The sequence below is a fragment of the Burkholderia sp. BCC0044 genome (assembly GCF_902832955.1).
In the GTDB taxonomy this organism is placed as follows: domain Bacteria; phylum Pseudomonadota; class Gammaproteobacteria; order Burkholderiales; family Burkholderiaceae; genus Burkholderia.
The window spans coordinates 1-305 of record NZ_CADFDO010000025.1 but is presented as its reverse complement, the minus strand read 5'-3'; the positions used below and the strand labels follow the sequence as shown (position 1 = coordinate 305).

At 68.5% G+C, this 305-nt stretch carries 1 protein-coding gene; it reads left to right on the top strand.

Annotated features, from left to right (window positions below; all coding sequences use genetic code 11):
* Positions 1-305: amidohydrolase family protein (locus HWX14_RS36310; RefSeq protein ID WP_175886804.1), on the top strand; the 305-nt coding region annotated here is incomplete at both ends.

Here is a 305-nt window from a genome sequence, read left to right as displayed (position 1 = left end):
CTCGGCGGCGGCATCGCGGTGCAGCACCGGATGGCGTACCAGGGCGAATACTTCGTCGAGCGCTACGGCGCGCAAGCCGCGGAGGCGACGCCGCCTGTCGCGAAGATGCTCGCCAAGGGGCTCAAGGTGTCGGCCGGCACCGACGCGACGCGTGTCGCATCGTACAACCCGTGGGTGTCGCTCGCGTGGCTCGTGGCCGGCAAGACGGTCGGCGGTTTGCGCCTGTATCCGCAGCGCAACCTGCTCGATCGCGAAACCGCGCTGCGGATGTGGACCGAGTACGTGACGTGGTTCTCGAACGAGGA